Annotated in this window: 1 protein-coding gene; it reads left to right on the top strand. The window is 72.8% G+C overall.

Annotated elements, in window-relative coordinates; translation table 11 throughout:
* The coding region (locus ACXRVZ_RS27295) for a putative Ig domain-containing protein (protein ID WP_458233098.1) at positions 1-5,120 on the top strand (5,120 nt) is incomplete at both ends.

A 5,120-nucleotide genomic window follows, 5' to 3' on the forward strand; every position in this document is an offset into this window, starting at 1 on the left:
CCCACGGCCGGTTGACGCTGGCGCAGACGGCCGGCCTGTCCTTCGTCGTCGGCACCGGCAGCGACAACGCCAGCCTGGTGTTCGGCGGCAGCCAAAGCGCCATCAATGCGGCGCTGGCCAGCCTGCAATACCGCCCGGGCAGCGACTACAGCGGCGCAGACCAGCTCGACCTGTCGGTCAGCGACTTCGGCAACACCGGCAGCGGTGGCGCCCGCACCGCCAGCGGCAGCGTGGCCATCACCGTCAATGCGGTCAACGACGCGCCGACGCTGAGCCTGCCCGGCACGCAGTCCACGCCGCTGCTGACGCCGCTGCAGTTCGCCGATGCCGGCGGCAATGCCATCCGCTTGGCCGACATCGACAGCGGCGCCACGTCACTGCGGCTGACGCTGACCACGGCCAACCTGGCCGGCGGCGGCACGCTCAGCTTTGGCAGCCTCGCCGGCCTGACGCTGGTGAGCGGCACGGGCACGCTCGACAGCACCGTGGTGCTGCTCGGCAGCGCGGCCAACCTGAATGCCGCGCTGCAGACGCTGAGCTTCAGCGCCGGCTCGGCCAGCCTGTCGCGGCTGGACGTCAGCGTCGACGACCTCGGCGGCACCGGCCTGGGCGGCGCCCGCCAGGCCAGTGGCAGCATCAACATCGCCATCGGCGCCGACGCCCTGCCGGTGCTCACCCTCGGCACGCCGGCCGCCAACTTCACCGAGGGCGGCGCGCCGCTCGCGCTGGCCCCGGGGCTGACGCTCAGCGACGCCGATCACGCGACGCTGGCCGCCGCGCAGTGGCGCATCAGCAGCGGCTACGCGGGCGCGCAGGACGAACTGCGCTTCGCCAACGACGGCCTGACCATGGGCAACATCGTTGCCAGCTACAGCGCCGGCACCTTGAACCTCAGCTCGGCCGGCCAGACGGCCACGCTCGCGCAATGGCAAGCGGCGCTGCGCTTGGTCACCTACGCCAACGCGAGCGACGCGCCGAGCACTACCGCGCGCGGCTTCACGCTCAGCGTCAATGACGGCATCGCCGACAGCGCGGCCCGCCAGTGGACACTCGGCGTCGCCGCCGTGAACGACGCCCCGACGCTCGGCGGCGTCAATGACTTCACTGCCATCACCGAAGACCTGACCGGGCACGCGGGCATGCTGGTGTCGGCCTTGATCGCCGGCCATGTCGGCGACGCGGACGATGCGGCCGTGGCAGGTGTGGCCGTCATCGGCGTGGACGATGCCCATGGCAGCTGGCAGTACACACGCGACGGCGGCGCCACCTGGCAGGCCATCGGCCCGGTGAGCGATGCCTCGTCCCGCCTGCTGGCCGCGGACGCCGCCACGGCGGTGCGCTTCGTGCCCGCAGCCGACTGGAACGGCAGCGTCGCCAACGGCCTGCGCCTGCGCGCCTGGGACCAGACCAGCGGCAGCGCCGGCGCCCTGGCCGACACGCGCAGCAACGGCGGCAGCAGCGCCTTCAGCAGCGCCAGCTTCGCCAGCAGCCTGACGGTCACGCCGGTCAACGACGCGCCGCAGCCGGCCGCCGCGATTGCCGACCAGTCCGCCATCCAGCACGCCGCCTTCGCCTTCACGGTGCCGGCCGGCCGCTTCAGCGACATCGACATCGGCGACACCCTGACCTACAGCGCCGCGCTGGCTGGCGGCGCCGCCCTGCCGGCCTGGCTGCATTTCGACGCCGCGACCCGCAGCTTCTCCGGCACACCCGGCGAAGTGGACGTGGCCACGCTGACCATTCGCGTGACGGCCACCGACGCCGCCGGCGCCAGCGCGGCAAGCGACTTCCAGTTGACCGTGATCGACCTGAACGACGAGCCGGTGCTGGTCGGCAGCGTGGCCGACCAAGCCGCGACGGAGGACATGCCCTTCGTGTTCGCGCTGCCGGCGGGCCTCTTCATCGACATCAACGTCGGCGACACGCTGAGCTACAGCCTCACGCTCGCCTCCGGTGCGCCGCTGCCCGCCTGGCTGGCCTTCGATGCCGCGACACAGACGCTCAGCGGCACGCCGGGCAATGGCGACGTCGGACAGCTCAGCCTGCGCCTGACCGCCACCGACCGCGACGGCGCCGACGCACACGTCGACTTCGCGCTGAGCGTGGCCAACGCCAACGATGCGCCCCAGCTCACCGCGACGCTGGCCGCGCAGTCAGCGAGCCAGGGCAGCGCCTTTGCCTTCACGCTGCCGGCCGGCGTGTTCAACGACATCGACGTGGGCGACGCACTGGCGTTGACCGCTCGCCTCGGCTCAGGCGCTGCGCTGCCGGCATGGCTGCATTTCGACGCCGCGACGGCGACCTTCAGCGGCACGCCGGCCAACGGCGACGTAGGCGCCCTCACCGTCAACGTGACGGCCACCGATGGCAACGGCGCGACAGCCGCCGGCAACTTCACGCTCACCGTGGCGAACGTGAACGACGCGCCGGTCGCCGGCGTCATCGCCGCACCGACGGCGACGCAGGACCACGCCTTCAGCTTCACGCTGCCGGCCGGGGCCTTCACCGACGTGGATGCGGGCGACACGCTGGCGCTGACTGCACGCCTCGGCTCGGGCGCGGTGCTGCCTGCATGGCTGCACTTCGACGCCGCCACCGCTACCTTCAGCGGTACGCCGGCCAACGGCGACGTGGGCGCCCTCACCGTCAATGTGACGGCCACCGATGCCAGCGGCGCTACGGCCACCGACAGCTTCATGCTCAMCGTGGCGAACGTGAACGACGCGCCGGTCGCAGGCGTCATTGCCGCGCAGACGGCGACGCAGGGCCAGGCCTTCAGCTTCGCGCTGCCGGCTGGGGCCTTCACGGACGTGGATGCGGGCGACACGCTGGCGTTGACCGCACGCCCCGGCTCGGGCGCAGCGCTGCCCGCGTGGCTGCACTTCAACGCCACCACCGCGACCTTCAGCGGTACGCCGGCCAACGGCGACGTGGGCGCCCTCACCGTCAACGTGACGGCCACCGATGCCAGCGGCGCGACGGCCGTAGGGAGCTTCACTCTCAACGTGGCGAATGTGAACGACGCGCCGGTCGTGGGCGTCATTGCCGCGCAGACGGCGACGCAGAGCCAGGCCTTCAGCTTCGCGCTGCCGGCCGGGGCCTTCACGGACGTGGATGCGGGCGACACGCTGGCGTTGAGCGCACGCCTTGGCTCGGGCGCCGCGCTGCCTGCATGGCTGCACTTCGACGCCGCCACGGCGACCTTCAGCGGTACGCCGGCCAACGGCGACGTGGGCGCCCTCACGGTCAACGTGACCGCCACCGATGGCGGCGGTGCGACGGCCTCGGGCAGCTTCGGGTTGACCGTGGCGAACGTGAACGACGCGCCGGTCGCCGCCTTCATCGCCGCACAGGCGGCAGCTCAGGACCAGGCCTTCAGCTTCGCGCTGCCGGCCGGGACCTTCACCGACATCGACGCGGGCGACTCGCTGGCCCTCACCGCCCGCCTCGGCTCGGGTGCGGCGCTGCCCGCATGGCTGCACTTCGACGCCGCCACCGCGACCTTCAGCGGTACGCCGGCCAACGGCGACGTGGGCGCCCTCACCGTCAACGTGACGGCGACCGACGCCAGCGGCGCGACGGCCACCGGCAGCTTCACGCTGACCGTAGCGAACGTGAACGATGCGCCTGCCGCCGGCGCCATCGCCGCGCAGACGGCGACCCAGGGCCAGGCCTTCACCCTCACGCTGCCCGCCGGGCTGTTCACCGACATCGACGTGGGCGACACGCTGGCCCTGACCGCCCGCCTCGACTCGGGCGCCGCGCTGCCGGCCTGGCTGCACTTCGACGCCACCAACGGCAGCTTCACCGGCACGCCGTCCAACGCGGACGTGGGTTCGCTGCGCGTGACCGTCACGGCGACCGATGCAGGCGGCGCCAGCGTGGGCAGCAGCTTCGCCCTCACCGTGGCCAACGTCAACGACGCACCCGTGCTGGCCGGCCCCATCGCCACGCAGGCCGCCACGCAGGGGCAGGGCTTCGTCTTCAAGCTGCCGGCGGGGCTGTTCACCGACATGGATACCGGCGACACGCTGACCCTCACCGCCAGCCTCGCCTCCGGTGCGGCGCTGCCGGCCTGGCTGCGTTTCGACGCGGCAACGCAGACGTTCAGCGGCACGCCGTCCAATGCCGATATCGGCAGCCTCGCCCTCCAGTTGACCGCCACCGATGCCAGCGGCGCGACCGCCCGCGGCGCCTTCACGCTGACGGTGGCCAACGTCAACGACGCTCCGGTCGCCGCCGGCTCCATCGCTGCGCAAAGCGCGACCGAGGATCAGGCGTTCAGCTTCACGCTGCCCGCCGGCCTCTTCACCGACATCGATGCAGGCGACACGCTCGCCCTGAGCGCCCGCCTTAGCTCGGGCGCTGCGCTGCCGGCCTGGCTGCACTTCGACGCGACGACCCGCACCTTCAGCGGCACGCCCGCCAATGCCGACGTCGGCGCGCTGAATCTGCAAGTCACGGCCACCGACCCCGGTGGTGCAAGCGCGAGCACGGGCTTCGCGCTGACGGTCCGCAACGTCAACGACGCGCCGACATTGGCCCTGCCCATGCCTGCGCAATCGGCGCTCGCCGGCAGCAGCGTGCAGTGGGCCCTGCCGCCGGCAACGTTCGACGACGCCGACGCCGGCGACGTGCTGGCCTATGCGGCAACCCTTGCCGATGGCTCCGCGTTGCCGGCTTGGCTGAGCTTCGATGCCCAGCACCAGGTATTCACAGCCCAACCGGCGCTGGCCGATGCCGGCGAGCTGTTTGTGCGCGTGACGGCCAGCGACGCCGCCGGAGCGAGCGCTCAGATGGTCTTCGCCGTCGTCGTCGTCGAGCCCGCGCCGGTGGTGGCGCCTGCACCGGCGCCCGTCGCCCCTGCACCCGTCGCCGCCCCCGCGACACCGGTGGCCGAAGAGACGAAAGCCCCCACAGAAGCGCCCGCCCCGTCGGCCGCAGCACCGGTCGTGCTGCCAGTGGGCACGCCGCCGGCCGCCGGCCTGGACACGCGCCTGGTGATCGACACCGCCCTCGCGCCGGCCGACACGCGCCGCGCGGCCGCGTCGAGCGATGCGCCCACCTCGGCCGCGCGCCTGGCCAGCCGCTCCGACGCGGTGCTGGCCACGGCGCTGCTG

Source organism: Roseateles sp. P5_E8, assembly GCF_054177665.1.